General features: G+C 51.7%; 1 protein-coding gene. It reads right to left on the minus strand.

Features of this window, described 5'->3' with window-relative positions; genetic code table 11:
• On the minus strand, window positions 1-267 hold a 267-nt coding region (locus SB764_RS40890; RefSeq protein ID WP_410866883.1), incomplete at both ends, for a DegT/DnrJ/EryC1/StrS family aminotransferase.

Below are 267 nucleotides of genomic sequence, written 5' to 3' on the forward strand. Positions count from 1 at the left end.
GTTGAAACCCAGGTCAGGGAAGGCGTAATCACTTCATCGCCCTTGCCAATTTTCAACGCCATTAGCGTGATATGCATTCCGGCGGTGGCTGAACTGACCGCGATGGCATGCTGATTTCCCGTCAACTGGCAAAAAGCTTGCTCAAGCGCCTGATTCTGCGGACCGGTTGTGATCCAACCGGATTCGAGAACCTCTTTAACTGCAGCGAGTTCCTCCACGCCCATTGCTGGTCGCGAAAAAGGCAAAAATTCTGACATTGCTTTTCCT

Origin of the sequence: Paraburkholderia sp. SIMBA_027 (assembly GCF_046535315.1) — a bacterium.
In the GTDB taxonomy this organism is placed as follows: Bacteria; Pseudomonadota; Gammaproteobacteria; order Burkholderiales; family Burkholderiaceae; genus Paraburkholderia; species Paraburkholderia tropica.